Below are 25,313 nucleotides of genomic sequence, written 5' to 3' on the forward strand. Positions count from 1 at the left end.
TTGATTTGCCGTGGCCCTACATCAGTTATTCGCCGATACCGCCGTGACGGTGCCCGGCAAATCCCAGCCGCCACCCAGCGACCGGTACAACGCGACCGCTGCGAGCGCATGCTCACGTTTGGCCTGATTCAACGATTCGTCGTCGCGCAGATACGCTTCCTGCGCGTCCAGCACGTCGAGGAAACTCGACGCGCCGTTCTTGTACAACTCGGTCGACAGACGCAGCGCGTGGCCCGACGCATCCAGCGCGCCGCCAAGTCGTTGCACCTGCACCGATCCGCTCACCAGATCGCTGCGGTTGTCCTCGATTTCCTTCAGCGCCTGCAGCATGGTCTGCTGCAAACCAAGCTGCGATTCGCGCATGCGACTCTCGCTCGCGTCGATATTGGCGGTGATGCGGCCCGCGTTGAAGATCGGACTGGTGGCGTTCAAGGCCGCGCTGAACAGGTTGTCGGTCAGCGTCGGCAAGCCAAGATACGACGAGGCCAGCAAACCGTCGGCGAGATTCAGCCTGAACTGCGGATAACGCTGCGCTCTCGACACGCCCACTTCCGCCGCGCGCTGTTCGACCGTCGCATACGCGGTGCGAACGTCGGGCCGCTTCAGCAACGCTTCCGACGGCAACATCTGCGGCACGCTTTGCGCGGGCAACGGAATCTCGCGGGCATTGGCGAGCAGCAAACCGTCGACACTTTCCGGCGTGCGCCCCGAATACACCGCGATCAGACTCAATTGATGCTGCACCGCCGATTGAAAGCGCGGAATCTGCGCCTGCAGATCCTGCAATTGATTCTGTGCACGCGCGACGTCGAGTTGCGTCGAGAGTCCGAAATGCAAGCGCTCCTGTGTGAGCTTCAACGCACGCGCACGAATCTGCTCGTTGTCGCTGAGAATCTGCAATTGCGATTGCGCCCAGCGCAGATCGATATACGCCGCCGCCGTGTTGGCCGCGAGCGCGAGCCGCAGCTGGTTCAACGACGCCTCGCGGCCCGACACTTGCGCCTGCGCCGCCAGCACGGCGAGCCGCTCGCCGCCGAACACATCCGGTGTCCAGCTCGCCGACAAACCGAAACCGGCCTGACGCACGTAGCCGAGCGGCGGCGGCGTGTTCTGGCGTGAGTCGGAAGCACCGGCGTTCGCGTTCAACTCGGGAAGCAGCGCCGCGCGGTCCTGCGTCGCGAGATCCTGTGCCTGCTTGACGCGTTCCACCGCGGCTTGCACGTCGAGATTGCCGGTCAACACCGACTCGACCAGTTGATGCATCACCGGGTCGCCGAATTGCGCCCACCACGTATCGGCGCTGACGCTGTCTTGCGGCGCGTCGACATTCCACGCAGCCGGCGCCACGGTCTTGACCGTCTGCGGCAAATCCGCGTGTTCGGCCGGTGGGACCGCGCAGGCCGCGAGCGTCAACAACGCGGCGCTCGCGAGAACTTTGAGTACGATCGGTTTCATGTTGGGTTCCTCAATGAGCATCGGGCGGCGGCGCGGTGTTGCCGAACGGGCGCGAGAACAGCACGCTCAGCAGACCGACCACGAAACACAGCGACAACGCGAAAAACGTGTCGGAGAAAGTGAGCACCAGCGCTTCGCGCATCAGCAATCCATGCAATGCGCCGAGCCCCGCGTTGGCGGCGTTCAACGCGTCGCCGCCCACCGCCGCGAAATGCGCGGTCTGCTGCTGCAGGAGCGATTCGAGCACCGGGCGTCCGGCGTTCAGATGTTCGTCGAGCCGCTCGTAGTGCAGGTTCAAACGGTCGTTGAGCATCGTGCTGCTCACGGCAATGCCGATTGCGCCGCCGAGATTGCGCATCAGGTTGAACAGGCCGCTCGCGGACCGCAGCCTCGACATCGGCAACGAACCCAGCGCCATCGTCACGATGGGTGGAATACAGAACTGCTGACCAATGCCGCGCAACGCCTGCGGAATCAGCAACTCCTGCCAGCCCCATTGACTGGTCAGCGGCACATACAGATAACAGCCGAACCCGAACAGCACGAGCCCCACCACCAGCAGGATTCGCATGTCGACAATGCGGGCGAGGATCGAATACGCGACCATCGCGATCAATTGAAAACAGCCGACCGACAGCAAGGCCACGCCGATCTGCAACGAGTCGAAACCGCGCACGCGCGAGAGGAACACCGGCGTCAGAAACACCGCGCAGAAAATCCCGATCCCGGTAATGAACGACAGCAAACTGCCTATGCCGAAGTTGCGAACCGCCAACGCGCGCAAGTCGACAATCGGCTCTTTCGCGGTGAACGCATGCACGAGAAACAGGAAGCCGCAGATCGCCGAGATCCAAGCACAAAACACGATCACGTCGTCGCCGAACCAGTTCTTGCGCGGGCCTTCTTCCAGCACGTATTCGAGGCAGCCGAGAAAGCCGGACATCAACAGAATGCCGAGGTAATCGCCCTTCTTCAGCAATGACAGATCGACGTTATCGAAATGCACGTACTTCGGCACCATCACCGTGACAAGGACACCCGGCACGAGGTTCAGATAGAACAGCCAGTGCCACGACCATTGCGACGTAATCCAGCCGCCGATCACCGGGCCGATAGTCGGCGCGAGCGTGGCAAGCGCGCTGATGGTGGTGGACGCAATCAAGCGCTGCTTGCCGGGAAACAGCACGAACGCGGTGGTGAACACGGTCGGGATCATCGCGGCGCCGAGCGCGCCCTGCAAACCGCGGAACAGGATCATCGAGTTGATGTCCCATGCGAGACCGCACAGCATGCTGGTGATCGTGAAGCCGAGCGCGGAAAAGGCGAACACCCAGCGCGTGGAAAACACGCGAGTGAGCCAGCCGGACATCGGAATCACCAGGATTTCAGCGATCAGATACGAGGTCTGCACCCAGGAGAGTTCATCCTGGCTCGCGGACAAACCGCCGCCGATATCTTTGAGGGACGACGCCACGATCTGGATATCGAGCGTCGCCATGAAAAAGCCGATGCACATCAGCGTGAACGCGAGGACTTTGGTGCGCGTCGGCAGATCGGCGGGGTTGGCGAGGACTTGGGTCATGATCGGTCTCTTAGCCGTGCGCCGGCGTGTCGCCGGTGTTGCCGGTGTCGACGTGAACCTTCACGGTGGCCGAGAGGCCGGGGCGCAGTACGCCTTGCATATCCTTCGGCACCTCGAGACGCACACGCACCGGCACACGCTGCACGATCTTCGTGAAGTTGCCGGTGGCGTTTTCGGCGGGCAGCACGCTGAAGGTCGCGCCGGTGGCAGGCGCCAGACTTTCCACCACGCCTTGAATCTGCCGGCTCGACGCGTCGAGATTCACGTCGACGCGGTCGCCGACCTGCATCTTCTTCAACTGGTCTTCCTTGAAGTTGGCGTCGATCCACAGGCCGCTCGCGGGCACCACGGTCAGCAACGAACCGCCCGTGTTCGCCAGCAGTCCCACTCGCGCGGTGCGATTGCCGATATAACCGTCGATCGGCGAGCGAATCGTCGTGTACTCCACGTTCAGCGCCGCGACGCGCTGGGCCGCTTGCGCGGTGGCGATGCGCGCGTCGGCGTCGCCGATCTGCGCGTCGAGCACGGCGATCTGGCGCTGCGCCGCGATCAGGGCCGCGCCGCTGCGATCGACGGCAGCATGCGCCTTGCTCAGATCGGCGTCCGCCCGCTCGACCACCTGGCTCGACACCGCGTCGTCCTTCACCAGTTCGCGATAACGCGTCTGGTCGGCGGCGCTGCGCGTTAGTTCGGCGCCGGAGGCGCGCACCTCGGCTGCCTGCTCGTTGATCGTGGCGAGCTGCAACGATTTCTTCGCCTGCAACTCGGTCACCGCGGCCTGGGCGCTCTGCACTTCCGCGCTGGCCTGCGCGAGGCGGGCGTCGTAGTCGCGTGCATCGAGCCGGATCAGCACCTGGTCCGCGTGCACGAACTGGTTGTCGCGCACCAGCACATCCGTGACGAAACCGTTCACTTTCGGCGCCATCACGGTGACATCGCCGCCCACGTAGGCGTCGTCGGTCGTTTCGACAAAGCGGCCGACGAAGAACCAGTACGACGCCGCCAACGCGAGCACGACAAGCACCGTGATCACCGCGAGCAGCATCCAGGGAATACGCCGCGCCGGTGTGGCGGATTGAGCCGCGCTGGGTGGCGCGATAGTGGAAGGGGTTGTGGACATGATGTCGATATGTGCGTATGCACTCCTTGAGTTAAAAAAAACGGCGCTAAGCGTTGCGCCGACCTTGCGTGACTGCCTGTCCGACTTCAGAGCGGATCCTGCGTGATGGCGAACAACTCGCCGCGCAACGCGGCGGCCCGTTCTTCGCCGAAACGGTGTTCGAATTCGGCTTGCGCCGCGTACCAATGCTCGCGGCCTGCCTTCAGACGCTCTTCGCCGACGGGTGTGAGCGCAATCGACAGCGCCCGCGCGTCCGCGCCGTGCACGTCGCTCGAAATCAGGCCGTTACGGCGCAGCGGCTGGATCGTGCGAACCAGCGTGGTGCGCTGCATCCGCATGGCTTCGGCGAGCTGCTTCATCGACATCGGGCCGACGCGTTTTAACCGGCCCATCAGCGAAAACTGCGTGATGGTCAGCCCCACGTTCGCCAGATGCCGATCGTAAAGCTGCGAAACGTAACGGGCGGCCTGGCGGATCGCAAAGCAGTCGTCGTCGAAGAGGCCTTCCATCGCTGCGTTTCCTGAATCGTGAGTGCGTATGCACATTAAGTGACGCATCGAACCCGCCGGAACGAGTTCATGCGGCCTATCGGATTTGGTTAGCCGGTGATGCTGAACAGCTCGGTGCGCAGCGCTCTTGCGCGCGCATGCCCAAAGCGTTCTTCAAACTCGTCCTGCGCCGCGCGCCACGCCACCGACGCCTGGTCGAAGGTCGTTTCGCCCTTTGCCGTGAGACTGAACAGAAACGTGCGGCCGTCGTGCTCTGCCGACTCCGCCACCACCAGGCCATCGCGCTGCAACGGTTTCATGGCGCGAACCAGCGTGGTGCGCTCCATCACCATGGCATCCGCCAGATCCGCCATGGGCAGATTCGGCTTGCGTGCAAGCTTGGCCAGGATCGTGAACTGCGCAGCCGTCAACCCTACGCCGCCCAGATGGCGCTCATAGATTTGCGTGACGTGCCGCGCCGCCTGGCGCAGCGCGAAGCAGTTGCATTCGTCGTAAGAGAGAGGGCGGTTCATGTCGAGGAGTGTATGTGTGCATACGCACAGAGTCAAGGCGAATTTTGTTTTGAGGCGAGGCGATGGGTGTCGGCAATCCGCATCGATGGGCAAAACCTCCATACATACGTCTGTTTGAATTGCCGCCGCAAGGCCCCACCGCACGGCGCGACGGCGAATCTTACGGGTTTGGATTAATGCCACTATATACAAGTCCGTAGCAGCGGCTTAATGTTCAGCCGCAACCAATTAAATCTAATAACAGGCCACGGAGACATTAATGCCATTCCACCCAGTCAGCGCGATTCCCACTATGCGGCTTGCATGCGCCACTTCGATATCCGGCATTAAATACGTTAGCGTCGCACTGAAATTCCCCTGTTTTACCTAGCCTACGACGATCTGCCCTGCATGGCCTGGATTCGCCTGTCTCGTATGCCTTCCGCGTTATTCGACGCGGTCTGCGCGGATGGCGAATAAGGCTCGTGCGATGCTCTCGATTTGCCGCGACTATCCCGCCGCGCATTCGGGGCCATTTTAGCGAGCGCATCCGGAGCCATCACCGGTCATGGCATTTCATTTCGTGGACGGATAAAAACCCAGCGGCATCCGCGCGACTCATTTAATCGCGCGTATTAATAACGAACGACGATTGACGAGGAGACAAAACAATGGCGTTCAAACTGTGGGCAGGCTCATCTGCTTCAATACCGACCGGCGCACTGACGGGCGCGTTTGCGCTGTCCGTGCTGCTGGCCGCTTGCGGCGGCTCCGGCAAAACGGATGCGCCGGGCGCCGTCGCCGTGCCGCAATGTTCGGGCGCGTCGTGCGGGGCGCAAGGCCAGCCGCCCGGTACGCCGGTCGTCGCGGCCAAGCTGTGCCCCGATGCGCTCGACTATTCGACCACCTACACCGGCGGCTCGGGCAGCGGCGAGTACATCAAGATGCAATTCAATTCGGCGACGAAGAAGTATCAGATGACCTTCGTCGAATCCGCCGTGCCGATCTCCGTCGGCCAGGTCAACGTGACGCGCGCGGGCCTGACGATCACCGGCGACTACGACAATCCGACCGGCTCCTTCGCCCTGCCAACCGCCGAACAGAACCGCTGCGCGATCGTGCTGAAGAACGGCACGACCGCCGACGGCACCTACAGCGTCACCATCAATCCGCAGGATCCGCCGATGCTGTTCGTCGGCGAGGGCATTATCGGCGGTGGGATTCCTGGCGCGACGATCCAGTTTTCGGGCGTCACGTCGCTCGGTTTCCCGATCGGCGTCGTGCCGCAGCGCACCTTCGACTCGTATCCGTTCCTAGGTTTCAGCCAGACGGTCACCGACTTCACCCAGGTGGCCGGCGCCTATAACGAAGTCGGGTTCCGCATGAGCCCCGAGGGCAACCCGGCGCAAGGCACGGACGGCCTGACGACGACCGGCTGGGCGCCGCAAGCCGTTCAGGCCAGCGAGACGCTCAATGCGGACGGCACCTGCACGCCCGATTCATCGCCGAATTCTTGCGTGTTGACCGGCACGCCATGGACGGTGCGCACCAATGCCGACGGCTCGGCGGATAACGTGTTCGTCAGCCGCGCCAACGGCCTCGCGTATCCGGCGGCCGGCGTGGGCGTGCTGCAACTGCTGTTCGCGCCGAGTCTGGCGCACGGCATCATGATCGTCGGCAAGGTGAACAACCAACTCGTGCCGGTGATGATTCGCGTCGGCTATGCCCATACGGATAACACCGCGACCGGCATTCTGAACAACGCGCTCGACGATCAGCTCGGCATCTCGCTGCTGGCGCCCGCCACGAAGATTGCCCAAACGGCGCTGAAGGGCGGCTATATCGGCGCGAATAGCGCGTCGGCGTGCGGCCTGGTGACCACCATCGGTCAAAGCCCGAACCCGATCTATGTCAACGGACAGCCGGTCTATGCCGCGTCGGGCACCTGCACCGACGGCAGCGCGTCGTTCAACCCGGGCGTGAATTACGGCGCGACCTTATTTCAGAGTCCGTCGGCGGCGTTGTTGAATCCGTTCACGTCCGCGGCGTCGAGCAACTTCTCGCTCGATTTCACGCAGACGCAACCGGGTATCGTCAACGTGACCGCGACCAAGCCGTTGATGTCCGGCAGCACCGCGCTCTACCAGGCGGGCGACACCGGCGTGATGGTCCAGGTCGGGCCGGTGTACGGTCTGCTGATGAACGGGATCAACCCGACGTTCACCACCAACGATCCCGCGCACAACATCGGCAAGGTGAATCCGTTTCTGTCGATCGGAGCGTTCGTGGAATAAGCGTGCGTTGATGGAAACGTGAAAAACGGCTCGCTGGATTACTCCAGCGAGCCGTTCTGTTTTGTGCGCCGCGCCCCAGCACAACTAGAGCAAGCGATACGCCAATCGCGCGGCAACCCTCGCCGTCCGCTTGTCCTGATCGAGCGACGGGTTGTACTCCGCGATATCCGCCGCGCGCAGTTTTCCGGACGCCCGCACGCGCTGCACCATCGCTTCGACCACCGACAACGGCACACCCAGCGCGGCAGGCGCCGACACGCCGGGCGCGGTGCCCGCCGGCAGCACGTCGAGGTCGATGGTCAGATAGACGTCGTCCGCAGCATCGAGCAAGGTTTGAAGATCCTGCAGGCGCTGCGGCAGATGCACGTCCTGCATGTCGACGTCGAGCACGTAGCGCACGCCGAGTTGCTCCGCATGCGCGAACAGCGACGCGGTATTGCCCAGATCGCTTATGCCAAAGCAGGCGTAGTTAAACGGAACGCCACGTTCGGCGCAGTCGTCGGCGATCTGGTCGAACGGCGTGCCGGAATTCGCCGGACGCTTCTGGCGCAGATCGAAATGCGCGTCGAAGTTGACGATCAGCAGCTTGCGCGACGCATGAGAGGTAGCGCCTTCGACCGCCTCGCGCTCCTGATGCAAGCGCAATCCGCTATACGTACCCCACGCGACTTCATGTCCACCGCCGAACACCAGCGGCCGGCCACCACGCGCCAGCACATCGCTAACCACCTGCGCCAATTCAAGCTGCGCGCCTTCCAGGTCGCCGTCATCGCACACCACGTCACCCGCATCGGCGAGCGATGCCAGCGCCACCTTCGCCGGCAAACCCGCCAGCGCGCGCCGCAATTCCTTCGGCGCGTGTGCCGCGCCCGTGCGGCCTTGATTGCGGTGCACGCCTTCGTCGGAACCGAAGCCGACGATCACCGGCATCTCGCGATCAACCTGCCGAGCGTCGCCGAACGGCACCACCTGGTTGAAAACGCGCCGCGTGTCGCCGGGCTCGCCGTCGTCGGAACGGCCGGCCCACACCTTGTCGTCGAATGGAACTCTCATGCGCGCGACAACACCGCCTGCAGGAAAGCCCGCGTACGCGGCTGCGAAGGCGCCGAGAAAATCTCCGCGGGCGGTCCCGCTTCGACGATCACGCCGCCGTCCATCACGACCACCACGTCGGCCACTTCCTTGGCGAAACCCATTTCATGTGTGACGACCACCATCGTCATGCCTTCGCTCGCGAGCAGTTTCATCACTTGCAGCACTTCGCCGACCAGCTCCGGATCGAGCGCCGAAGTCGGCTCGTCAAACAGCATCACACGCGGCTGCATGGCCAGCGCACGCGCAATCGCCACCCGTTGCTTCTGACCGCCCGACAGACTCGCCGGCATCACGTTCGCCTTGTGCGCGAGCCCGACTTTCTCCAGCAAAGCCATGGCGGCCGCTTCGGCCTCGGCCTTGCTCGCGCCGCGCAACATGCGCGGCCCCACGGTGATGTTGTGCAGCACCGACAGATGCGGAAACAGATTGAACGACTGAAACACCATGCCGACTTCAGTGCGCAGCGCGTTCAGCGAGCGCTCCTTGAGCATTGCGCCCTGCTCGACCAGCCGATGCCCACAGATATCGATCGTGCCGCCTTCAGCCTGTTCGAGGCCGTTGCAGCAGCGCAAGAAGGTGCTCTTGCCCGAACCGCTCGGCCCGATCACCACGACAACCTGCTGCGGCTGAATATCGAAGTCGATGCCGTTGAGCACCGTATGCGAGCCGAACGATTTGGTCAGCCCACGAATGCTGACGATAGGACCCGTCTCCTGAGCCACGGTATTCACGGTATTCATTGCACCATCCCTCCTGCGCGCAGACGGCGCTCGACGCGATGCAGCGCGTAGTTGGTCGCCTGCGTCAACACCAGATAAACCAGCGCGATCGCCAGATACACCTCGAGCGAGCGGTACGACACGCTGATGATCTTCTGGCCTTCATGCATCAGATCGTCGATCGTCAACAGCGACACCAGCGCCGAGTTCTTGATCAGCGCGATGAACTCGTTGCCGAGCGGCGGAATCATCCGCACGATAGCCTGCGGCAAAATGATCGCGCGCATGGCCTGTCCCGACGACATGCCGATCGAGCGCGCGGCTTCCATCTGCCCGCGATCCACCGACTGAATCGCGCCGCGCACGATCTCCGACACATAGGCCGCCGAATACAACCCGAGCCCGAGCATGCCGCAAACAAACGCCGGCAGCAGAATGCCGAACTGCGGCAAGCCGAAGAACAGCAGGAACAGTTGCACGAGCAACGGCGTGCCGCGAAAGAACGTCAGATACGCGGTGCAAAACCCGTACACGACGCGCCGCTGCGGCGTGAGCCGGCCGATACCGATCAACAGACCCAGCACGCAGCTCAGCGCGAGCGCGGCGGCGGTGACTTCCACCGTGACCAGCGCGCCATGCATGATGTCTGGCCAGCCGGCAATCACCGGCGAAAAATCGAGTGCCATTTTATTTACTCAGCCGTTTATTGCGCGCTCGCGCCGAACCACTTCTTGACGATCGCCGCATAGGTGCCGTCGGCCTTGATCTTCGCCAGCGCGGTGTTGAACGCGGTCTTCAGCTCCGGCTCGTCCTTGCGCACGGCAATGCCGTAGGCTTCCGTGGTCAGTTGCTTGTCGAGCACGCGGAAACCGCCGCGCGTCTTCGCGAACTGATACGCGGCCGGCTTGCCGGTCACGGCGGCGTCGGCGCGGCCAATGCCCACGAGGTCGAACATTTCCTGATTCTTTTCGACTTCGACGCGATTGATCTGCGGGTAGTTGTCGCGCAGGAAGTTCACCGACTTCGTGCCCACCTGGACCGACACTTTCTTACCGTTCAGATCGGCCACGGATTTAACCGGCGAATCGTTTTTCACCAGCGCGACGAGGCCGCCCGCGTAGTACGAATCGGTGAAGTCGACCACTTTCGCGCGTTCGTCGGTGATATAGATGCCGGAAATCGCCGCGTCGAAGCGGTGCGCGATCAGGCCGGGAATCAGCCCTTTAAAGTCGATGTCGGTCCATTGCACGCGCTTGCCCATGGCCTTGGCGAGTGCGTTCATGACGTCGACGTCGAAGCCGGTGCGCGCACCGTTCTCGGTGAATTCCATCGGCGGGAAGGTGGCGTCGGTGGCAACGTTCAGCACGTCCGCCGATTGGGCCGACGCGGCGCCGGAGAAGCCCGCAAAAGTCACGGCAACCGTGACACAGGCGAGGGACAGCAGTCGTTGCAGTTTCATGGGGTAGGCTCCTTGTGGTCCATCAAGTTCTTCAGTTCGTTCGGAATCCGGATCGAGATGCAGCCGCGAACGGCATGAAGCGATCAATCGGTTTGCATGTGCTCGGAAATGGCGCGGGCCGTACGTAGCGTCCCGTCGATGAATTGGCTTTCGCGACCCGTAGCGCGCGTGGACGGCGCCATCAAGGTGATCGACGCGCTGCTACCCACGCCGCGTCCGCTGCGATGAAAGATCGGGGCGCTCACGCCCCACACGCCGGGATCGACTTCGCTGTCGCTGACCGCGTAGCCCTGGGCGCGAATCTGTTCGAGTTCGGCTTCGATCGCGGCACGGCCGGCGGGGTCGTTGTCGAACGCGCTATCGAGTATTTCGTTGCGCGCTTTGTCGGCCATGAAGGCCAGCAGCGATTTCGCCGACGCGCCCGCTTTGAGCGGCACGGCGCGGCCTTTTTCGAACGAGCAGCGCAGCGAATGCTGACTGTCGACCATTTCGAGGCACATCACCTGATGTTTGACGGCAACCACCAGCCCAATGCTTTCCTGCGACGCGCGCGCCAGTTGCTGCATCTCGCTACGGCTCGCTTCCACGAGCAGCGAATTCACGTCGAAGCCGAGCGCGAGTTGCAGGCTGATCGGACCGGGCGCGTAATGCCCCGCGTTTTCCGCGACGAAACCCCAGCGCTTGAGCAGCGCGATCTGCCGGTACAAAGTGCTTTGCGCGAGGCCGGTTACGGCCAGCAAATCTTTGACCGACATGGCTTTGCCATGACTGGCGAGCGCCGCCAGCACCAGCAAAACCCGTTCTGCACCTGTCACATTCTGTTCCGCGTTCACGTCGACACCACCCGCAATCAATCACGGAACCAGAATGCCAGAACGTTCTCGGATTTCAAAAATGGGATTCCCATTGAATGGGAATGAGGGGCAAGGGATTTCCCCGAGTGGGCGAAATTGAGCGTGCCGCGGCGAAATGCGCGGCACGTGGAGACGATTCGTCTGACAGAAAACGGCTTAAATGCAGTGGTAAAACGGGAAGCGCTTAAGCGAAAGCACTACAGCGGCACACTACAGCGCGAGCACCGTCACACCCACTTCCACGCGATGCGCGCCGCCGCCGAGAATCATCCCGCGCAGCAACGACACGTCGCTGTAATCGCGGCCAATGGCGAGCGTCACGTGATCCATATCGGCCAGCACGTCGTTGGTCGGATCGAGGTCGATCCAGCCGCTGCCGGGGCAATGCACCGACACCCACGCATGCGACGCATCCGCGCCGATCAAACGCGGCTGCCCGGGCGGCGGGTCGTTGCGCAGATAGCCGCTCACGTAACGCGCCGGCAAACCGAGCGAACGCAAACAGCCGATCATCACCTGCGCGAAGTCCTGACACACGCCGCTCTTCAATTCGAACGCGCGTTCGGCCGGCGTATCGAACATCGTCGCCGAGGGCTTGTAATCGAAGTCTTCGTGAATGCGATGCATCAGGTCGATCGCGCCCTCGGCGATCGGCATGCCGGGCGGAAAGCTCGGCAATGCGTACGCTCGCAGCGACGGCCGCGGCACGATATTCGGCGACGCGAAACAGAACTCCACCTCAGGCCGGAACTGGCCGCCGACGCGAAACCGCAGCCTATTCGCCACCTCGTCCCAGGCGGGCGTGGTGTCCGGGTCGAGATCGGTCCAGCGCGGCGTCAGCGCCACCGTGGTTTCGCTGACGAGTTGCAGGCGTTCGTGCGGCGCGTCGAGCGCGAAATACAGCACGTCGTTGCCGAACGCGTCGAGACGGCTATTCAGATACGACGGTTCCGGTTCGATCTTTTCGCTGTGCGACACCACGCGCTGCCACGCGCACGCGATCGGCCGGATCGTCGCGAGATGCTGGGCGGTCTCCACGTACGTGGAATAGTGGTACGTGGTGCGATGCGAGACGGACAGCACGGTCGGTGCGTTCTTCATGACCACACCTGCGAGGCGACGGTGCTCGCGTGACTGAAGTAACGCGCGCTGATTTCATGGGCCGCGGCGCCGACAAAGCCGCCGATCTGATCGCACACCGCAATGAGGTCGCTATGCACGCCGTTTTCGTCGACGGCGCACAGCGCTTCGAGCGACGGCAACGACACGGCGGGCGGCATCAATTCCGCGAATGGACGATGCCGCACGCTGCCCGCCGCGACGGCGATCTCATCGAGCTTTTTACGCAGACGCGCGTAGACGCCGTAGATGCCGCGCGGATTGGTCGGCTCGCTGACCAGCAGATCGAGCAAGGCCGGCACTTCGAAACGGCCGGGATACAGCGAGCGATACGTCAGCGTGCTGTCGAACAGTTGCAGCAGCAGATCGAAGCCGGCGGGCGTGGCGAGCTGGCCGTTATCGGCGACCACGCGCAGGAACGAGGTCATCGCCGAAACGCGCTCGATATGGCGGCCGACGAACAGCAAACGCCAGGCTTCGTCGCGCGTCATGCGGTCGCCTTGTGCGCCGCTGATGGCCGACAACTGTACCGACAGACGTTCGAGCGCGGTCATCAACGTGACGCGGTCGTAGCGATCGAGGCGATCGGCGCGGCCGTTCGCGCTCATCGCGCCGCCGTTGCGACTGCCGTTGCTCTGGGTTTGCGATTCACCCGCGCTCTGCGACTGCGACTGCATCGAGGTCTGCGCCTGCGCCGGCCCCGGCATCAACGTCTGCAACGCATCGCGGAAGTCATTGCGCGCGGCGAGAATCGTGCGCCAGTGATCGTTCGACAGCCGCCCCCGCACTTCGCCATTCGAGCGCGCCTGGCGAGCCAGATTCTGGCCGACGCTCGCCACTCCGGTGCTCTCGCTCAGATTCGCGACCAGCGCGCGTTCGAACGCCTGCGGCGAATGCGGCGAAGCCATGTCGCCGGCCTGAACGAGCCCACAGTGCAGCGCGAGTTCGACCAGGGTCGGAAACATCGCGTCGGCGTCGTTGCCTTCCAGCGAGCCGAGAATCAGCCGCAACAGCCGCACGTTGTTTTCAACCCGCTCGCCATAGCGTCCGGCCCAGAACAGATTCTCCGCCGCACGGCTCGACACGGTGCGATGCTTGCGCGCGAGATCGGCGGGTTGCATCGGCGAAGGCAGCAGCGTGAACGTCGAGGTCGGCTGGCTCGACAGCACCCAGGTATCGACGCTACTGCCGCCGTACTGCATCGACACGGTCGTCTGGCGTTCGGCGGCCATGCGCGTGAAGCCGCCCGGCATTACATGCCAGCCGCCGTTGACGTCGGCGATCGCATAGACGCGCAGCACCGAAGGACGGCGGCCAATCGTGCCGTCCTCGTAACGCGGCGTGCTGGAAAACCGCTGCGCCTGCTGGATCGTGTAAGTGTCGGGCATCGCTTCGATGCGCGCGCGCCACGAGGACAGTTTCTGCCTGCCCTGCTCGATGCCCGGCGGCGCATCGCGCGCGCCGACCGGCCACGTCGGCACGATAAACGCCTCGTCGAGCCGCGAGAAGGCGTGCTCGCGCGCCGCCTTCTCGCCGCACCACCAGGTCGGCACGCTCGGCAGCAGCAGGTCTTCGTCGAGCAAAACTTCGGCGATACCCGGCAGAAAACCGTGCAGCGCCGGCGACTCGACAAAGCCCGAGCCCGGCACGTTCGAGACGATCACATTGCCCGCGCGCATCACCTGCAACAGACCCGGCACACCGATGCTCGAATCGGCGCGCAGTTCGACCGGATCGCAGAACGCGTCGTCGAGACGGCGCAGCACCACGTGCACCCGTTCGAGACCGCCGAGGGTTTTCAGATACAGCTTGTCGTCGCGCACGGTCAGGTCTTTCCCCTCGACCAGCGTGACGCCCAGATAGCGCGCCAGAAACACGTGCTCGAAATAGGTTTCGCTGAACGGTCCCGGCGTGAGCAACGCGATATGCGCCGAGGTTTCGGCGCCTTCGCTGTCGTGCAGCATGGTCGCCTGCGCGGCCTGCACGAGGGTCGCGATGAGTTGCGAATAGGTCGGCGCGAGGCGGCTCACCCGCATCGTGCGGAACGGGTCGGCGAACAGCGTCGACACGATCAGCCGGTTTTCGAGCGCATAGCCAAGGCCGGACGGCGCCTCGGTGCGATGCGCCATCACGGTCCAATCGCCGCCGGGCGTGCGCGCCAGATCGACCGCGACCACCTGCAGATATTGGCCGCCAGGCGGCGTATAGCCCTTCACCGAACGCAGATAGCCCGGATGCCCGAACACCAGCGCGGGCGGCAGCTGCCCACGCTCGAGCAAGGTCTGCGGCCCATAAATATCCGCGACGATCGCATTGAGCAGATGCGCGCGCTGCGTCACGCCCTGCTCGATATGCGTCCACTCTTCTTCGCTGATCAGGAACGGCAGCAGGTCGAGCGCCCAGGGCCGGGACTCGCCGTTATCCGCGTAGACGTTGTAGCTGATGTCGTTGTCGCGGATCTGCTGCGCAATCGACGCGCGATGATCGTCCAGCCGCCCAATGCCGTCTTCGCCGAGCCGCTCGAAGAACAGCCGCCACGGTTCGCGCAGGGCGCCCGAGGCGTCGCGTAACTCGTCCCAATGTCCCTCGTAAGCCGGCAGCAGGCGCAACAAGGACGAAGCGTCCGCGCGCGCCGCGGACGTTTCGAAGGGAAAAGTCGATTGAAAGGCCAAGGTCGTATCGTTTTAAGAGTGTGTTGCGTGGTTACCAGTAGCGCAGGTCCAGCGTGAACGGAAACTCCAGGCTGCGCTGCGGCATATCGACCGTGAGCGGCCCCGGCGTATGGCCCGACGCTAAATAGCGCGCGCGCCGCCGGCTTTCCGCCTCGTAAGCATTGACCGGGAAGGTCTCGTAGCTGCGCCCGCCCGGATGGGCCACATGATACTGGCAACCGCCCACCGAACGGCCGGTCCATGTGTCGACCAGATCGAAAGTCAGCGGCGCATCCACGCCGATGGTGGGATGCAGCGCCGACGGCTGCGACCACGCGCGAAAGCGCACGCCGGCCACATACTCGCTGACGCGGCCGGTCGGCTGCAACGGCACCGGCACGCCGTTCACGGTCAGCACATGACGGTTGTCGTTCAGCCCCAGCGCGCGCACTTCGAGCCGCTCCACCGACGAATCCACGTAGCGCACCGTGCCGCCCGGCGAGCCCTCCTCGCCCATCACGTGCCAGGGTTCGAGCGCGTTACGGAGTGTCAGCGAGACGCCGTTCACCGTGGTCGCGCCGACCAGCGGGAAGCGAAATTCGAAGTGCGGCGCGAACCAGCTGCTGTCGAACGCGAAGCCCGCCTGGTTCAGTTCGCCGATCACGTCGTCGAAATCCATCTTCGCGAAGGTGCCGAGCAGGAAACGATCGTGCAGTTCGGTGCCCCAGCGTGTGAGCCGCTGCGTGTACGGCGTGTGCCAGAAACGCGCCACCAGCGCGCGCAGCAACAACTGCTGCACCAGACTCATGCGCGCGTGCGGCGGCATTTCAAAACCGCGCAATTCGAGCAGGCCGAGGCGGCCGGTCGGGCCGTCCGGCGAATACAGCTTGTCGATGCAGAACTCGGCGCGGTGCGTATTGCCGGTCACGTCGATCAGGATATTGCGCAGCGAACGGTCGATCATCCACGCCGGCAGATTGGCGCTTTCGCGACCGCCGAGCAGGTCGATCTGCCGCTGCAATTCGCGGAACGCGACTTCGAGCTCATAGACCTGATCGTTGCGGGCTTCGTCGACCCGCGGCGCCTGGCTGGTCGGTCCGATGAACAGCCCGGAAAACAGATACGACAGCGACGGATGGTTGTGCCAGTACGCAATCAGACTCGCGAGCAGGTCGGGACGCCGCAGGAACGGACTGTCGGCGGGCGTGGCGCCGCCGAGCACGAAGTGGTTGCCGCCGCCGGTGCCGGTGTGGCGGCCGTCGGTCATGAACTTCTCGCTGCTGAGATAGCTCTCCGCGGCGGACTGATACAGATACTCGGTGTGGTCGACCAGTTGATCCCAGTTCGACGCCGGATGAATGTTCACCTCGATCACGCCGGGGTCCGGCGTGACCTGCAGCACCTTCAAACGCGCGTCGCGCGGCGGCGGATAGCCTTCGAGCACGACCTTCATTTGCAGCTCGGCGGCGGTCGCTTCGATCGCGGCCAGCAGGTCGAGGTAATCGTCGAGCTCGGTGAGCGGCGGCATGAACACATGCAGCAAGGTGCGGCCGCTGCCGAACGCGTCGGTCTCGGCTTTCGGACCCGCGGCCCGTTTCGGGTCACGCGCTTCGACGCAAATCGCCGTGCGCAACGTCTCTTTCGACGACACCCCGCGCGCCGGCGGCTGTTCGCCACCGGTCTGCGGCGCGAACGCCAGCACGCCGCTGCCTGGCATGCCGCTCAGCAAATCCGCTGCCGACGACGACAACGCCGCCGCCCGCCGCGCTTCCGCCGGACTCAGGGTGCGCTGCTCGCCGTCGTATTGCAGCCGCAACTGCGCGGCCGAGCGCAACGGCACGGGCGGCGCGAACGGATCGTGCGCGTGCTGGTACGGGTAGTCGGTCTTCGACACCCACGGCAAGGCGTCGAGCGGCAGGCGGTAGCCCATCGGCGAATCGCCGGGAATCAGGAACATGCGCTCGTCGCGGAAGAACCAGCGGCCGCTGACCCACTTCGGCGCTTCGTGCGGCACGTCGCGTTCGCGGCCGAGCGGCAATACGAAGCCGGTCGCGCCGCCCAGGCCCGCGTCGAACACGCGGCGCAGGCGCACGCGCTCGAGTTCGTCGTCGAGGCGCGCATCGAGCGGATCGACGTTGACCGGCAGACGGCGTTCGCGCCACAGGTAGTACCAGACGTCTTCGAAACCGGGCTGGATGCAATCCGTGTCGAGGTCGAGCCGGGTCGCGAGATGCGCGAGGAAGCGTTGCGCGTCGGCGGCGGTGTAGTTGCCGGGCTCGCGTTCGTCGCCGAACAGCGACGGATCCTGCCAGCACGGCTCGCCGTCGGCGCGCCAGTAAAGCGACATGGCCCAGCGCGGCAGTTGTTCGCCCGGATACCACTTGCCCTGGCCGATATGCAGGAAGCCGTTCGCGCCGTAACGCGCGCGCAGCTTCTCCATCAGCGCGACGGCGTAGCCGCGTTTGGTGGGTCCGAGCGCGTCGGTGTTCCATTCGTCGGCGTCGCGGTCGCGCACCGACACGAAAGTCGGCTCGCCGCCCATGGTCAGGCGCACGTCCATCTCATCGAGTTGACGGTCGACCTCGGCGCCCATGGTCAGCACGTCGGCCCAGACCGCTTCGCTGTACGGCTTGGTGACGCGCGGCGTTTCCAGCACCCGCTCGATCGACATGGTGTGCTCGAACTCGACCTCGGACTCGTCGACCGCGCCCGAGATCGGCGCGGCGCTGCCCGGTTCCGGCGTGCAGGCGACCGGAATGTGTCCTTCGCCGGCCAGCAGGCCAGACGTCGGGTCGAGGCCGATCCAACCCGCGCCGGGCAGGTACACCTCGCACCACGCATGCAGGTCGGTGAAGTCGACCTCGGCGCCGCTCGGGCCGTCGATCGACTTGATGTCCGGCGCGAGTTGCAGCAGATAGCCGGACACGAAGCGCGCCGCCAGCCCCAGTTGCCGCAAGGTCTCGACCAGCAGCCAGCCCGAATCGCGGCACGAACCGGCAGCGCTCGTGAGCGTCTCTTCGGGCGTCTGCACGCCGGGCTCCATCCGGATCAGGTAGCGAATCTCGTGTTGCAGCCGTTGATTCAGCGCGACGAGGAAGTCGGCGGTAACGGCCGGCGTGCGGTCGATACTCGCGACGAACTCGGCGAAGCGCGGCGTCATCGGCCGTTTGACGCGATAGGGCGCGAGTTCCAGCGCGAGGCCGGGGTCGTAGTCGAACGGGAATTGCTCGGCCGACGGTTCGAGAAAGAAGTCGAACGGGTTGTAGACGGCCATTTCGGCGATCAGATCCACGGTCACCTTGAACTCGCGGGTCTTCTCCGGAAAGACGAGTCGCGCCTGATAGTTGGCGAACGCGTCCTGCTGCCAGTTGATGAAGTGGTCGGCCGGCTCGATCCGCATGGAATACGCGAGGATCGGGGTACGGCAATGCGGCGCAGGCCTGAGACGCACGACCTGGGGCGACAGCGCAACCAGCCTGTCGTAGCGGTAATGTGTGACATGATGCAACGCGACGCGTATGGACACTCCGGACTCCTGGACGAAGGATGGCAGCCCGCCAAAAAGCAAGCTTCATGCCGTTTATGGAACAAGCGCGAAAATCCGCGTAAATAGCCCGTACCCCCCGGAACACCGCCTGCTGCGAAGTGTGCCGCGTCTGTCGAGCGTCCGGTCGCTCGAATAGCGCGCCTTTCTACCGCCTTCTGCAACGCCGCGCACCAAAGCGGCGCAACGCCGATGCACGATCATGCACGTAATGTGCGTTAAACCAGTGACGTCTGGCAATTGCGGCATAAACATTGCGGCAAGTCGTCACTCGTGACCCGCTCGTGACCGCTATCCACTTCTCAGGCTCCATCGATGAAAACGTTCCACTGTAATCACTGCTCGCATCTCGTCTTTTATGAAAACGTGCGTTGCGAACGGTGCGAGTCGTTGCTCGGCTATGTGCCCGAAGTCGCGGAAATCAGCGCCTTCGAAGACGCCGGCGAAGGACGCTGGCGCAGTCTGCATTCGGACCTGCAAGGCGCGCTGTTCCGCCAGTGCCACAACTACGCGCTCGAAAACGTCTGCAACTGGATGATCCCCGCCGACTCGCCCGACACGCTGTGCCGCGCGTGTCAGTTGACGCTGACCATTCCGAACCTGAGCGCGCCGGATAACCGGCTCTACTGGTACCGGCTGGAAATGGCCAAGCGGCGCCTGCTGTACACGCTGGCGGCGCTCGGTCTGGATGTGAAGTCGCGGCAGATGGACCCGGAGCATGGCCTCGCGTTCGAGTTCCTCGAAGACGGCGGCGACGGCGAGCAGGTCATGACCGGCCACGATAATGGGCTGATTACGCTGAACATCGCCGAAGCGGACGACGCGTATCGCGAGAAAGTGCGCAGCGCGATGGGCGAGCCGTACCGGACCCTGCTCGGGCACTTCCGCCATGAGACCGGTCATTACTATTTCAGCCAGCTGGTGCAGGACAATCCGCGCTGGCTCGAACCGTTCCGCAAGCTGTTCGGCGACGAGAGCGTCGACTATGGCGAAGCGCTGACGGCCTACTATCGCGACGGCGCGCCGGCCGACTGGCAGGCGTCGCATATCAGCGCGTACGCGACGATGCATCCGTGGGAAGACTGGGCGGAGACGTGGGCGCATTACATGCTGATCGTCGACGTGCTGGATACGTCGACGTCATACGGCGTCGCACTGCTGCCCGACGATCCGAGCGAGCCGACGCTGACCGACCGCACGCCGGTGGAGGACGCAAGTTTCGAGAATCTGATGAAGCGCTGGTTTCCGCTCACCTACGCGCTGAACAGCCTGAACCGCAGTCTGGGGATGGCGGACGGTTATCCGTTCACGCTCGCGGCGCCGGTGGTGGATAAGCTGCGCTTCGTGCATCGCGTGATCGCGGAGGCGGGCGATAAGTCGCGGCCGAGGGAAGCGGCGGCGGCGGGTCAGGGGCAAGGGGCGGTTGGCGCTGCAGCGGCGATAGCGCCTGCGATCGCGCCCGAGCTTGCGCCTGCGCCCGTACCCGCAGCACCGCAGCCCGTGCCGCCATCACAGCCTGCGAGTGCTGCCACCACCCCCGCGCCGACGAATCAACCCGCCAAGCCCCGGTAACTCAATTCTCAATACGCGACGTAAGGCCCCGTACCGCCGGGCGTCGCCTGTTGCTCGACCGCCGCGTACACATTGCGGCCGTAGAAGAACGGCAGACCCCAATCGAAAATCGTCGACGTGACGAACGCCGGACCCGCCAGCAGCGGCAGCGCCAAACTGCCGCTATAGGTCTGCGCGATCGCCGTCGCATTGGCGACGCTGAAGTTCACCGAACTCGTCACGCCGTTCACGCCTTCGATCATCGCGCTCAGTTGTTCCGTCGACGCCGGACAGTAATACGAACTGTTCGGGCTCGCGCACACCGGCATCGCGCTGCTCGCGAAGAACAGGCCGGTCGAGCCGCTGTCCAGAATACTTTGCGAATACGTGTTGCCGCCCTGCACCGTCGTGAACGTGCCGTTCGACGGACTGACGCCGATCACCTGCGCGCCGCCCAACGTATTGTTGGTCTGCGTGCCGATGCCGAACACCAGTTGCCCCGTCACCGATGCCGCGCCGCCGGAAACCGTCGGCAAGCTCAGCATCGAGCCGTTGTTGTCGGTGGCGAAGTACGGAATCGGGTTGGCCACCTGATACTGCTCGGCCAGCGGAATCGACGTGCACGATGCGCCGCTGCACCCGTAGTACGTACCGTCCACGGCCTGCTGCACGCAGTTCGCGCCGCAGTCGTGCTTGAACACGCCGATGCCGAGAATCCCGTTGGCCTGCAGCGTGGCCGGCGTATTGCGCGACGAGCCGAAGTTCGCGCAAGCGGCCGGCAGCGACGCGTAGTTCGGATCGATCACCTGGATCGGCAGCGACGCGGCCTTCTCGCCGGCGATCTGCAGATCGGCGAGTCGCACCGAGCCCCACGTGTAGCCGTCGAAGAACTGCATGCATTCGGCGACCTGGTGAGCCGAGCTGTCCTGTTGCTGCGGCAGCGGCACCGAAGCCGGCAATTGCGACGCGAAGATGCGCACGCCCCACGAGCCGGTGTCGACCAGCACGTGATCGATGGTCTGGCATTGACTGGTGCCGGGCGTGCAGATCGTGAGGCTGACGAACGGCATGTTCGGCACGCTGCTCACGCCGGAGTCGACCGTCACGCGCACCGCGTTCGCGGCCACCGCCGGCGACGGAGGCGCCGATAACGCCGTGGTCGAACTGCTCGAACCGGTCGAGGCGCTGGAACCGCCGCCACCGCCACCACCGCCGCCGCACGCGGCGACGAGCAGCGCGAGCAATGCCGCGCCCAACAGGGTGATCGCCGTCGAGGAATGCGACGACGAATGTGAAGAAAAACGTGAAGCAAAGAACGAAGACAGATGACGCATGATTCGCTCCGTTATTGAATGACGCCGACGTCGACGCCCGCGGGCACCGCTTGCGGCAAATAGGCATGGCCGGCGAACGCGCGCAGATGGCCGCCGGAGTAGACCACCAGATCGCTGCTGGACACCGCCAGCGGCGTGCCGCGACGCGTTGAGGTCGCGGCGACGTAGGTGTCGAACGAAGCGCCGAGCATCGACTTCAGATCCGGCAGCGTGGGACCTTGCCACGCGACGCCGAACACAACGCCGTTGGACGCCACGTATTCACGCACCTGGGTGCCGGACGGCATCGTGATCAGGTGTACCGAATACGCGCTTTGCGTAGTGGCCGTGTGAGCGACGGCATGCAGACGCACCTGATCGATGTCGATCGTGCTGACGTTCTGGCCTAGCGTGGCGTGTGCCGCGAACGACAGCGCGCAGCTTGCCCCGAGCATTGCGCGAGCAATGCGGGTAGAGAGCATCGGTTTCAAGAGAATGTCCTTCGAGGTGAAACGCTCATGACGACCTTGGCCGGGTCAGTCAGGAACGGGAGTCCAGGGGCGCACTCCTGATCGGCGGTGCCGGTTCTGCATTCACACCGGTTGGCTTGCGTGAATGCGTCAACGGAATGGCGGCGCGAAACTTTAGCGAGCACGGCATGACGTTGCAATCGTTTGCGCAGCGATTTAAACCGGTGCACGGCGCACGGCCGTTTAGGCCTGTTTGATCGTAGGGAAAGGGGTCCCCAACGGACGGTGCTTACGCGTAAGTTTTCGCGTCATAGCGCGTTTAAAGCGAACACGCGCATGAAATAACGGGGACGTAGTAAAAAAACATCCATGCGTGTTGCATCGCCTGCGCGATGTAAGCGCGTGCTGAATAAACCGCCTCGAAAAGCCGTTTTCCTCTGACGATAAGCGTCGCCCCGAACGCCTTCGTGTGACGAGATCGAGCCCACACGAATGGAGGTTGCCGAGGCAAAAAAAAACCGCAAATGACACAGAGGTCATTTGCGGCATCGGCCGGGATTCGAAATCCCGGCGCCGGTTATTTCTTCTGCTGCTGAAGGAGCGATTTCAGCTCCTGCACGTTTTCTTCGACGCGTTTGGCGATTACCGCATACGACTCGGCTTGCGTCTGATACGCGGCTTGCGCGAGTTGCTGCATGTCGGCGAGCGACTTATGCAGGCTTTGCTGGATTAGCTCGGCGGCCTTCGACGAAGGCGCGGCGCCGCCGCTCGACAACTGTCCCGTCAGCGACTGCATTTCGCTCAACGTGGTGCGCAACATATCCGCCTGTTTCTGCGCGAGCGACTGCATGCCCTGGAAGGCCGTCTGATTTGCCTGAACGAGCGCTTCCATGTCCTTGCGCCGCGCTTCCATGATGGCGGGTACGTCGAAGCCGGGAAGCTTGAACTGCTCCAGCATTTTGGTGAAATCGCCAAACGGATTGGCGGCGTCAGGTCGGTCCATGCGAAATCCTCCTTAACGGTTGAGTACGCGCCGGCGGTGCGTCGCCGTGTTATGTGCCATGACGCATGCACCAGCGGCGTGGCGTGCGCCGCGCGTCCCGCAAAGCCTTGCGGCTTCTGGGGTCGGACGGCACATCGGGTCAATCATGCGCCATCCGGCCATATTGCGCCAGCGGGCCGAGCCCTGGATTGCGTGCCGGCTGCTTCAGGGCGCCGACGGTTTATCTCGTTGCGACGGCAAGGTTCGGTAAGTTACAGCGCGGCTTCAGTAACCCTACGAAACGGCGTGTCGACTATCGTTGCTCATGGGTCGGCGCACGGTTGCGCCGACCCTCATTCAATGGGAGCGACATCATGAAAAAAAGTCTTATCGGCGCGGCGCTGGCCGCGATTCTGAGCCTGGCCGCGACGGCCGCATTCACGCAGGAAGCGCCGCCCGCATCGATGCACGAGCCCGACCATGGCGGCGGCCCGCAACGCGGCGACGGACCGCCGCCGCATGGTCCGATGGGACCGCGCGGCGCGGGCTTCGCGGTGATCAACGATCTGGAACAGTTGCGCCGTCTCTATGCGATGAACGGTCACGAAGGCGAGATCGTCTCGGTGTATCACGACGTGCTGAGCAAGACGCAGGACCCGATGCTGCGTCACTACGTGTACGACTCGCTGGCGCGCGAGCAGTTGAAGCCGGCGAACGCCGATCAGGCCATTGCTACCTTGCGCACCAGTCTGTCGGAAGATCTTGCCGCCGCGAGCAAGGCGCCGGCCGGTCCGGAAAGATGACCATGCAACGACTTTCCCGTGACCTCGCACTGGAAGCGTTACCGCCAACGCACAACGCGAAGCTGTTCGACGGGATGCGTTAGCTGCCCCACATTGCCGCGTCACTGCCCACTTTTCATCTTCCGTCAGGTGATTAGGATGGAGGCTCCGAAACGCTAGAGCCTGGTGAAGAATGCGCTACCCGCTCAACATGGCCGTTGCCGCCGCCCTACTCGTCTTCGTTCTTTGCTGCATCGTCAGACTCGCGTTGAACTGACGTCTGAATCACGCGGAACTCCCTACGTTTCGCGCCATGACATGGCGCGAAATAATTGTCGAATGGAGTTGCAACAGCACCTCGCCCATACTTCGTTTCGCTGCCGGTGCGTAAGAAACGACGCATGAGATCAAGGTGCTTAACGTGCGAGTGCGTCTCGCCGGTGATCAACGATCCTACGGTTGCCCGATCGCCGAACGAGACGCCCGAACATAGCGGCACCCGCGTGCCGACGACAGGACAACCATGTTGCTTTCACTGAATTTCCTCAAGAACCAGACCACCCGTCTGGCCTGCATCGCGATGGTCTGCGGCAGCGCGCTGCTGAGCGGTTGCGCCGGCGGCCACATCGACAACGCAAGCGCGGCCACCGCGCAACCGCACGTGCGGCCGGACAACATTTATGTCTACACGTTCGACACCGATTCCGATCAGGTGAAACTCGACGGCGGCATGCTGCAGAAGCTGAAGACGCAGATGGACGGTTCGTCGGCGGCGGAAAAACAGGCGGCCGATGCGCTCGCCGTCCGTGAACAGGTGGCCGATGAAATCGTGCATCAACTGCAATCGATGGGCTTGCGTGCGATTCGCTCGGACATTCCCGCGCCCGCCGATCAGAACGTGCTGCTCGTGCAAGGCAGTTTCGATACGATCGACTCGGGCAATCGCCGTCGCCGCATTCTGATCGGCCTCGGCGCGGGCAAGAGCCAGGTGAGCAGTTCGGTGCAGATTCTGTACAAGCCGGCGGGCGGCGAAGCCCGCCTCGTGCAAAGCTTCAGCGCCTCGGGCGACAGCGGCAAGGCGCCTGGCATGGTGGCAACCGGCGGCGTGGGCGCGGCGGCCGGCAGCATCGCGACATCGGCGGCGGTGGGCGGCGGCTTGCACGCGGTGTCGGAAACGAAGAAGACCGGTGTGTCGGCGGATGCGAAACGCCTCGGCGACGCGGTCGCGAAACAGATCGCGCAGATCGGTGTGAGCGGCGGCTGGTTGTCGACGCAACAGGCGAAGGGCTAAGCGGTCTGGAAGCGCGTGGCGAAGCGCGGCGC

General features: G+C 63.8%; 20 protein-coding genes. 4 read left to right on the plus strand and 16 right to left on the minus strand.

What is annotated here, in order from left to right; translation table 11 throughout:
• Positions 1 to 21: 21 nt before the first annotated feature.
• The 5 genes from GGD40_RS25255 to GGD40_RS25275 form a co-directional block, all read right to left on the minus strand.
• Complete coding sequence (locus GGD40_RS25255) at positions 22 to 1,455, minus strand: efflux transporter outer membrane subunit (protein WP_179745481.1); 1,434 nt, start codon at positions 1,453 to 1,455, stop codon at positions 22 to 24.
• A gap of 10 nt (positions 1,456 to 1,465) precedes the next feature.
• Entirely contained in the window at positions 1,466 to 3,037 is a 1,572-nt protein-coding gene (locus tag GGD40_RS25260; protein WP_179712056.1) for a DHA2 family efflux MFS transporter permease subunit, read from the minus strand.
• A 10-nt stretch (positions 3,038 to 3,047) separates the two neighbouring features.
• Positions 3,048 to 4,157, minus strand: coding sequence for an HlyD family secretion protein (locus GGD40_RS25265; RefSeq protein WP_179745482.1), 1,110 nt, complete (start codon positions 4,155 to 4,157; stop codon positions 3,048 to 3,050).
• 86 nt (positions 4,158 to 4,243) lie between these two features.
• Entirely contained in the window at positions 4,244 to 4,666 is a 423-nt protein-coding gene (locus GGD40_RS25270) for a MarR family winged helix-turn-helix transcriptional regulator (RefSeq protein ID WP_179712052.1), read from the minus strand.
• Positions 4,667 to 4,755: 89 nt separating this feature from the next.
• Positions 4,756 to 5,178, minus strand: coding sequence for a MarR family winged helix-turn-helix transcriptional regulator (locus GGD40_RS25275; RefSeq protein ID WP_179745483.1), 423 nt, complete (start codon positions 5,176 to 5,178; stop codon positions 4,756 to 4,758).
• Positions 5,179 to 5,828: 650 nt separating this feature from the next.
• Between GGD40_RS25275 and GGD40_RS25280 the strand changes: the two genes are divergently transcribed.
• Positions 5,829 to 7,451 carry a DUF2957 domain-containing protein gene (locus GGD40_RS25280; RefSeq protein ID WP_179745484.1) on the plus strand — a complete coding sequence of 541 codons (1,623 nt, stop codon included), beginning with the start codon at positions 5,829 to 5,831 and terminating at the stop codon, positions 7,449 to 7,451.
• A gap of 84 nt (positions 7,452 to 7,535) precedes the next feature.
• On the opposite strand, the gene hutG is transcribed toward GGD40_RS25280, so the two are convergent.
• The 8 genes from hutG to GGD40_RS25320 form a co-directional block, all read right to left on the minus strand.
• Positions 7,536 to 8,504 carry a formimidoylglutamase gene (hutG, locus tag GGD40_RS25285; protein WP_179745485.1) on the minus strand — a complete coding sequence of 323 codons (969 nt, stop codon included), beginning with the start codon at positions 8,502 to 8,504 and terminating at the stop codon, positions 7,536 to 7,538.
• A complete protein-coding gene (locus GGD40_RS25290; RefSeq protein ID WP_218901298.1) occupies positions 8,501 to 9,286 on the minus strand; it encodes an amino acid ABC transporter ATP-binding protein in 786 nt (261 codons plus the stop codon). Before GGD40_RS25290 ends, hutG begins: the two co-directional genes overlap by 4 nt.
• Complete coding sequence (locus GGD40_RS25295) at positions 9,283 to 9,951, minus strand: amino acid ABC transporter permease (RefSeq protein ID WP_179745486.1); 669 nt, start codon at positions 9,949 to 9,951, stop codon at positions 9,283 to 9,285. Before GGD40_RS25295 ends, GGD40_RS25290 begins: the two co-directional genes overlap by 4 nt.
• 17 nt (positions 9,952 to 9,968) lie before the next feature.
• Positions 9,969 to 10,724 carry a transporter substrate-binding domain-containing protein gene (locus GGD40_RS25300; protein ID WP_179745487.1) on the minus strand — a complete coding sequence of 252 codons (756 nt, stop codon included), beginning with the start codon at positions 10,722 to 10,724 and terminating at the stop codon, positions 9,969 to 9,971.
• 83 nt (positions 10,725 to 10,807) lie between these two features.
• Positions 10,808 to 11,557, minus strand: coding sequence for an IclR family transcriptional regulator (locus GGD40_RS25305; RefSeq protein ID WP_035563721.1), 750 nt, complete (start codon positions 11,555 to 11,557; stop codon positions 10,808 to 10,810).
• Positions 11,558 to 11,788: 231 nt separating this feature from the next.
• Complete coding sequence (locus GGD40_RS25310; protein WP_179745488.1) at positions 11,789 to 12,679, minus strand: transglutaminase family protein; 891 nt, start codon at positions 12,677 to 12,679, stop codon at positions 11,789 to 11,791.
• A complete protein-coding gene (locus GGD40_RS25315; protein WP_179745489.1) occupies positions 12,676 to 15,369 on the minus strand; it encodes a circularly permuted type 2 ATP-grasp protein in 2,694 nt (897 codons plus the stop codon). Before GGD40_RS25315 ends, GGD40_RS25310 begins: the two co-directional genes overlap by 4 nt.
• A 31-nt stretch (positions 15,370 to 15,400) precedes the next feature.
• A complete protein-coding gene (locus GGD40_RS25320; RefSeq protein WP_179745490.1) occupies positions 15,401 to 18,874 on the minus strand; it encodes a transglutaminase family protein in 3,474 nt (1,157 codons plus the stop codon).
• A 333-nt stretch (positions 18,875 to 19,207) separates the two neighbouring features.
• Here GGD40_RS25320 and GGD40_RS25325 point away from each other — a divergent pair, with 333 nt between their 5' ends.
• Positions 19,208 to 20,464 carry a zinc-binding metallopeptidase family protein gene (locus tag GGD40_RS25325; protein WP_179745491.1) on the plus strand — a complete coding sequence of 419 codons (1,257 nt, stop codon included), beginning with the start codon at positions 19,208 to 19,210 and terminating at the stop codon, positions 20,462 to 20,464.
• Positions 20,465 to 20,472: 8 nt separating this feature from the next.
• On the opposite strand, the gene GGD40_RS25330 is transcribed toward GGD40_RS25325, so the two are convergent.
• The 3 genes from GGD40_RS25330 to GGD40_RS25340 form a co-directional block, all read right to left on the minus strand.
• On the minus strand, positions 20,473 to 21,777 hold the full coding sequence (locus GGD40_RS25330) for a DUF3443 domain-containing protein (RefSeq protein ID WP_179745492.1): 1,305 nt from the start codon (positions 21,775 to 21,777) through the stop codon (positions 20,473 to 20,475).
• An 11-nt stretch (positions 21,778 to 21,788) separates the two neighbouring features.
• On the minus strand, positions 21,789 to 22,238 hold the full coding sequence (locus GGD40_RS25335; RefSeq protein ID WP_179747045.1) for a DUF2844 domain-containing protein: 450 nt from the start codon (positions 22,236 to 22,238) through the stop codon (positions 21,789 to 21,791).
• A 565-nt stretch (positions 22,239 to 22,803) separates the two neighbouring features.
• On the minus strand, positions 22,804 to 23,229 hold the full coding sequence (locus GGD40_RS25340; protein ID WP_035559298.1) for a phasin family protein: 426 nt from the start codon (positions 23,227 to 23,229) through the stop codon (positions 22,804 to 22,806).
• 353 nt (positions 23,230 to 23,582) lie between these two features.
• Between GGD40_RS25340 and GGD40_RS25345 the strand changes: the two genes are divergently transcribed.
• Both GGD40_RS25345 and GGD40_RS25350 read left to right on the plus strand, forming a co-directional pair.
• On the plus strand, positions 23,583 to 24,011 hold the full coding sequence (locus tag GGD40_RS25345) for a hypothetical protein (protein WP_179745493.1): 429 nt from the start codon (positions 23,583 to 23,585) through the stop codon (positions 24,009 to 24,011).
• A gap of 502 nt (positions 24,012 to 24,513) precedes the next feature.
• On the plus strand, positions 24,514 to 25,281 hold the full coding sequence (locus GGD40_RS25350) for a DUF4410 domain-containing protein (RefSeq protein WP_179712030.1): 768 nt from the start codon (positions 24,514 to 24,516) through the stop codon (positions 25,279 to 25,281).
• The last annotated feature ends 32 nt before the right edge of the window (positions 25,282 to 25,313 follow it).

Source organism: Paraburkholderia bryophila (assembly GCF_013409255.1).
Taxonomy (GTDB): Bacteria; Pseudomonadota; Gammaproteobacteria; order Burkholderiales; family Burkholderiaceae; genus Paraburkholderia.

Excerpts from the sequence above, each read along its gene's own strand:
- GGD40_RS25255 (WP_179745481.1), bottom strand. The coding sequence starts at position 1,455 with ATGAAACCGATCGTACTCAAAGTTCTCGCGAGCGCCGCGTTGTTGACG.
- GGD40_RS25260 (WP_179712056.1), bottom strand. The coding sequence starts at position 3,037 with ATGACCCAAGTCCTCGCCAACCCCGCCGATCTGCCGACGCGCACCAAA.
- GGD40_RS25265 (WP_179745482.1), bottom strand. The coding sequence starts at position 4,157 with ATGTCCACAACCCCTTCCACTATCGCGCCACCCAGCGCGGCTCAATCC.
- GGD40_RS25270 (WP_179712052.1), bottom strand. The coding sequence starts at position 4,666 with ATGGAAGGCCTCTTCGACGACGACTGCTTTGCGATCCGCCAGGCCGCC.
- GGD40_RS25275 (WP_179745483.1), bottom strand. The coding sequence starts at position 5,178 with ATGAACCGCCCTCTCTCTTACGACGAATGCAACTGCTTCGCGCTGCGC.
- GGD40_RS25280 (WP_179745484.1), top strand. The coding sequence starts at position 5,829 with ATGGCGTTCAAACTGTGGGCAGGCTCATCTGCTTCAATACCGACCGGC.
- hutG (WP_179745485.1), bottom strand. The coding sequence starts at position 8,504 with ATGAGAGTTCCATTCGACGACAAGGTGTGGGCCGGCCGTTCCGACGAC.
- GGD40_RS25290 (WP_218901298.1), bottom strand. The coding sequence starts at position 9,286 with ATGAATACCGTGAATACCGTGGCTCAGGAGACGGGTCCTATCGTCAGC.
- GGD40_RS25295 (WP_179745486.1), bottom strand. The coding sequence starts at position 9,951 with ATGGCACTCGATTTTTCGCCGGTGATTGCCGGCTGGCCAGACATCATG.
- GGD40_RS25300 (WP_179745487.1), bottom strand. The coding sequence starts at position 10,724 with ATGAAACTGCAACGACTGCTGTCCCTCGCCTGTGTCACGGTTGCCGTG.
- GGD40_RS25310 (WP_179745488.1), bottom strand. The coding sequence starts at position 12,679 with ATGAAGAACGCACCGACCGTGCTGTCCGTCTCGCATCGCACCACGTAC.
- GGD40_RS25325 (WP_179745491.1), top strand. The coding sequence starts at position 19,208 with ATGAAAACGTTCCACTGTAATCACTGCTCGCATCTCGTCTTTTATGAA.
- GGD40_RS25330 (WP_179745492.1), bottom strand. The coding sequence starts at position 21,777 with ATGCGTCATCTGTCTTCGTTCTTTGCTTCACGTTTTTCTTCACATTCG.
- GGD40_RS25335 (WP_179747045.1), bottom strand. The coding sequence starts at position 22,238 with ATGCTCTCTACCCGCATTGCTCGCGCAATGCTCGGGGCAAGCTGCGCG.
- GGD40_RS25340 (WP_035559298.1), bottom strand. The coding sequence starts at position 23,229 with ATGGACCGACCTGACGCCGCCAATCCGTTTGGCGATTTCACCAAAATG.
- GGD40_RS25345 (WP_179745493.1), top strand. The coding sequence starts at position 23,583 with ATGAAAAAAAGTCTTATCGGCGCGGCGCTGGCCGCGATTCTGAGCCTG.
- GGD40_RS25350 (WP_179712030.1), top strand. The coding sequence starts at position 24,514 with ATGTTGCTTTCACTGAATTTCCTCAAGAACCAGACCACCCGTCTGGCC.